The 5,271-nt window shown below is 55.7% G+C and carries 4 protein-coding genes; all 4 read right to left on the reverse strand.

Annotation, left to right across the window (positions count from 1 at the left end; translation table 11 throughout):
* Window positions 1-140: 140 nt before the first annotated feature.
* A complete protein-coding gene (locus K1Y02_25025) occupies window positions 141-1,805 on the reverse strand; it encodes a hypothetical protein (protein MBX7259643.1) in 1,665 nt (554 codons plus the stop codon).
* The gene (locus K1Y02_25030) at window positions 1,802-3,394 is read right to left on the reverse strand and encodes a hypothetical protein (GenBank protein ID MBX7259644.1); all 1,593 of its coding nucleotides are present in this window, start codon (window positions 3,392-3,394) and stop codon (window positions 1,802-1,804) included. Before K1Y02_25030 ends, K1Y02_25025 begins: the two co-directional genes overlap by 4 nt.
* Before the next feature lie 138 nt (window positions 3,395-3,532).
* Complete coding sequence (locus K1Y02_25035) at window positions 3,533-4,279, reverse strand: ABC transporter ATP-binding protein (GenBank protein ID MBX7259645.1); 747 nt, start codon at window positions 4,277-4,279, stop codon at window positions 3,533-3,535.
* 63 nt (window positions 4,280-4,342) lie between these two features.
* The coding region (locus K1Y02_25040) for a putative ABC exporter domain-containing protein (GenBank protein MBX7259646.1) at window positions 4,343-5,271 on the reverse strand (929 nt) is incomplete at its 5' end.

Consider the following 5,271-nt stretch of genomic DNA (forward strand, 5'->3'; position numbering starts at 1 on the left):
CGAACGTGTCATCGGGTTTGAGTCCTAATCGTGTGAATCATGTGAATCGTGTCCAAGCACATTCTTCCACGCCCGCTCTGTCATACCTTCTATGCCTGACGCGCCGCAGACTCCAGAATAGGCTCCGTGGACGGGACCGGTCACCGCAACGCTTCCAGCCTACTTGGCAACTGTTCAAATGCGCGGGCGCACAACATTACGAGCGCGAGACCGGCGGCAAGCAATGCCGTCGCCGCCGCGATTAGGGCAGCCCAAAGGGAATTCGTCAAGACCCACATCCCGTAGCCGGCACCGGCGGAGACTCCAAGGCCTAACATGAAGAGCAGAAGGGCGGTGAAGAAGGCAAACAGTGCCCTGAGCGCCTCGTCTGAGACGTTTGGCAACGTGGGCCGGAGCGTTACAGGAAATCGAATCGACAGGTAATGAGCCAATGCGGACAGGAAAACCCCAATCGGTACGGCAAAGAACAGGGCGAATACCAACGAAACGCCCGAAGATGCAGCTACCCCGGATGGCAGGGAGATACAGAGGAATATCCACATAATACCAAGTGCGCAGGGAATTATCCTTGCCACGATCATCTGGACAGGGTCGAATGGCATCGTGAGCATCATGCGCAATGTCTTCCACTCCGAAATGAAATCGACGGCCAATAGAAGCAAGGCGTATAGCGTGCACATCACAGGGACTACACTGACGGCGGCCACGATCTCCCGATATTCAACCGTGGGCTCTTGCAGAAGACCGAATACAAGCGCGAATACCATGCCAAGTACAGGGCCTGACAGAAGAGCATATCGTCCGCGGCGCAGCATGCACGTCCCCATCTGCCATGTTACCGCGGCGGCATTGCCGGGAAATGGCAAGAACGGGAAAGCCCTCCTTTCAGTTCCGCGTCTTCGTCCTGAGCTGATCGTTGCACGGCGCTGTGCATATAGAGCACTCGCAGGCCGACACTGCAGAAACTCGTATCGCGGGCTTGCCAGCGCGACTTGGAGAGATAGAAACGCAGCATTGATGCATGCACACGCGAGTCCCCAAACCAGGAGTTCCTGTGTGAGGCCGCGAATCTGCATGAGCCGCAAGTAGGGGTAGAGCGGCACCGTAAGGATGCTCATTTCAGGCAAGGCCAAAAACTCAGACCAAGGTAAATGCGCCCCGACCAGATGGCGGTTCACGCCGTCCTGCGTCAAATGAAGTATCCGCCAAACCAAGCACCCAACCAATACAAATGCGGAAAGCCGCGCGAGGCCCAGAAGCGAGACAAGTCTGGGCAGGGCTCGCTTCTTGGCGGACGGTGGTCCATGCAAGATGGAGTCAATCTGTCCTGCCGCATTTAGAGTGACAAGGGTAAATTGGATGGCAAGTATAACCCCCAACCCCAGGCCAAGGAATCCGAAGGGAACCAAGAAAAACGCGGTCACCGCCGCCATCTGAAAGTAGAGCGGCGAATCGTAGACGAATGCCGCGACCACCGCTTGACGATAGGTGTATGGTCCACTCAACAGTGCATGAAACATGCTGGCGGACGCATAGAGATGGCATTTTCTGCTGGCCGCAAGCAGCCCGAAGAAGAAGGCAGCCAGCGCCATACCCTGAAGGAACGGCGGCACAGTGTCGAAAAAGCCCCAAAGTAATCTTCGATCGACGAATAGAGCGTTACAAAACCAAAGGCCGCCGAAAAATACCATCGCCGCACAGCCCACTGCGCCCCGCCAAGTCATGCATCCTGCGACAAGACGCCTCCAACTCGCCGCTGTGTGCAACCACCAAAGCATCACGATCCCACGAGGAACAATACTCATGGGGCGATCTCCGAACGGGGATCGAGACGGGAGAAGCGGTAGGCCGCAGAGAAGAGGTAGATACATGCCAGAAGGACTGAGACAAGCGAAAGGGTCACCAACGTGACAACGAGAGAATGATTCGAAAGCCTCCAGGCGAAGTAACCAGCCGGGACAGCGAGTATCAGATAAGGAAGGCACGTGGCAAGGTGCAAGAGACCTGAGTATGCGCCGTAAGCTATATCCATCACTTCCGCCGCTGGAGAGTTGGTCCTTCTTGCGCCAACAAGAAGGTGCACCAAGAGGATGCGCAGGTTCTCCGCGAACACCGCAACGGGAAGCACAAAGAACGTGGGGAAGAGCACGCGAGGGGCATTCAAGAATGCGGCACACCCCAAGGCAATCCATGCGAATACCCAGAGGGTCACAAGCGTAGACCCGAGTGCCATTGCGGCGATTACTGTCAACGGGGGCGCGGGTAAGGTCTTGACGCTTCGCACCTGCAAATTCTCGAATTTGCCAGATATTCCTTGCATCACAATCAAGGGAGCAAATACGAAAATGAAGAGGGGACCAATAATCACGTCCTCCAATTCGCCCCCCCCCTCAAGGCCGCTTGGCAGCAACAATTTCGCTGCGTAAAGGAAGACGACGGCACCCAGCGGCACTACGAAGAGAACTGCGTTGGCACGCCGCACCGCGGAAGCCAAACTTTGCCACATAATCGCACCAAAGCAACCGCGCACCGGACCGAATGGCAGCGCATACGAACCAATTCTGCCACGGCGTCTTTTCGAGATGGTCTTGATGCCGCCGCTCTGCTGCTCAAGGAATTCCAGGTATCGGATGCTCGCCTCAACGACAGCCTGCCTGTAATCGGTATTAATGAGCAAGACAAGCGCCGCGCTCACGGCGCTCATAGCGACGGCAACGAGCATCCAGCCCAGCACGCCGGTATCCAATGCATCTGCCGACATGATCCGCAAGAACGGATCGAAAATCATCATGATTTGGCGGAATCCGGGAGTTGCCGCAGGTTGAAGGAAGAGCATCGTGAAATCAATCGATTCCAGTTCACGGAAACTCTGGTGTATGTGCGCGTCACGAATAGCCGCAAAGATCGGGAACAGCATGACGGCCACTAATGCAAGTGCCAACACCACTCTCAATGAGCGGAAGATACGCAGCGCCCACATTGAAGGCAAAGACCGAGCACATTGATTATCGAGCTTCACATCGACGGATACTAACAAACACAGCAAGCACCACAGAAACAGCGCATAGAGGAGGAAGCCGGTTACCACGCAAACGGCCGAAGGGCCAAATTGCGCCACCAGCGGAGCGACGACAATAGCGATAGTCGCGACCCCTCTAAAGCCCGTGACCATCCGGTGCCACGAGATTTGTCTCAATGAATATGGACCAGAGAAAAGCCAATACCTCTCTGATGGAAGCATAACGAAGCCGCCCAACTTGGACACGCCCGTCCACGAGACAATAAGGACAAGAAAGAGTATGCACTTCACGATAGTGCCGTTTTGCTCCGGCGACAGCCCCGTCCCCGTTTCGGCAAACTCACGTCCAGCAAAATAGAATGCCGCGTAAAGCACAGCACATACCAACGCGAGACAGATGTACCAAACGAAATTCAATCTTCGCGTAGCATTTCGCCACAATAGCCGGAACCCGGCGCGCTGTTGCATCCGGTATAGGAGTGATAAGGCTGGAGGCACGCCGAACATGTGCTGCTACTTTCCTTGCTGCGGTATGCCGTTCTCGCTGGTAGCTCGGAGAAAGGCGTCTTCAAGGGAAGCTTCGCCATCGAACGTCTTGTATTTCTCGCGCGCCTCGTCCAGCGAGCCAAAGAACACGGACTGCCCTTCCTGCAAAATGAGCAAGTGCGTACACACGTCTTCAACAATATCGAGTAGGTGCGAGCTTAGGATAATAGCGGCGCCGTTGGCGGCATGCTGTTTGAGCGTATCCTTTGCGGTGCGAATGCCGCGCGGGTCAATCCCCGTGAGCGGTTCGTCGAGTAAGATGGCCTTCGGATCGTGCAGGTAAGCGAGGCACAGCGACAGCCGTTGCTTCATACCCCGCGACAACTCCGACGTAAGCGTGTTGCGCAAGTCCGCCAACTCGAACTGTTCCAGGAGCGCCTCGGCCTTGGGTTTGTAGTCTTTCACGTCGTACGCAGCGGCGATATACCGGAAGTGCTCCCAAACCGTGAGCAAATCGAACAGCATCGGCTCATCGGGCACAAACGCCAGCAGCTTCTTTGCCTGAATAGGCTGGCGAATGACGTCGAAACCGCCAATCGTCATCTCCTCATGTGTACCGGGGAGGATACCCGACAAGACCTGAAGCGTAGTCGTCTTGCCCGCCCCGTTTGGACCGACCAAACCGAGCACCTGCCCCGGCTCGACGGCAAAGGATAGTCCAGAGACCGCGACCTTCTTTCCGTAGGATTTGTACAATTCCCGCACGCAAATCACGATGTACCCTCCTGATCTCCAAGCATTTCCCACTCTATTCGATGCAGACAATGCCACATTGGATTACCCCGGCATGTCCGAAGAGAAATCGAAGTTATTGAATGCACCGGCGGTAATCGGCACGAGCACGGCCACGGATATCCAAAGCCCAATCGCTGCGCCGACTTGAGCGGCCCACCACGACTGCGCAAATACGACCCACGCAATTGCGCCAAACACAAACCCGACGACCAGACAAGCCAGAATGATCGCGCATACGACCAAGAAGGAAATCATCTGTTTTCCGGCAGCCACAATATCACCGGAATTGCCGAAGTTGACCCGCGCGGGAAGCAGTAGAAAGCCAAGATTGTGCGCCAGCGCAAACGCAGCGTTGAATGGGAGAGCAACGAGGAGCGTTGAAGCCCAGAACAGCGGCTTCTCAAAACCGGCAACCACCACAAGAGACATCGCCACGTGTATGTACGTAAGCTGAAGCACCGGCGCTACAGATTCGCCAAGAACAACTGCCGTAGCTGGCATCGGCAGTGCTTTGAGCACTTCCATGAACTCGAGATCGCCGCGGAAATTCCGTTGGATCAGATTCGAAATCAGCAGAGTGACATAAGCCATCACTCCGACAAAGACTGCAATACCGATATTGCCCGCTTCGCCCAGTCCCGATACGTTGATTCCGACACCAGCAACAATAGAAAGCACGGGAAGCACGGCCAGAGTGGTTGGCATCGATCGCATGGTTCCAGTGGTCTGGCGCCATGCAATCGCCCCGGCCCCCTTTAGATGCGGAAAGTCGGGAAGGGTCCATATACGTCCCAACTGCTTTGCCTTGGGGGCGAAGAATTGCCCTCTGCGCACTTGTTGCAGCCGGGCATACCTGCGTTGCGCGGACGCCAACTCCGATTCCATGTAGTCGGCATCGAATACAATGATGGATATGACAATTCCAAGGTTGATGGAACCGGCCAGAACCAGCCAATAGAGCGTATCCGGAA

Source organism: Candidatus Hydrogenedentota bacterium (assembly GCA_019695095.1).
Classification (GTDB): Bacteria; Hydrogenedentota; Hydrogenedentia; order Hydrogenedentales; family SLHB01; genus JAIBAQ01.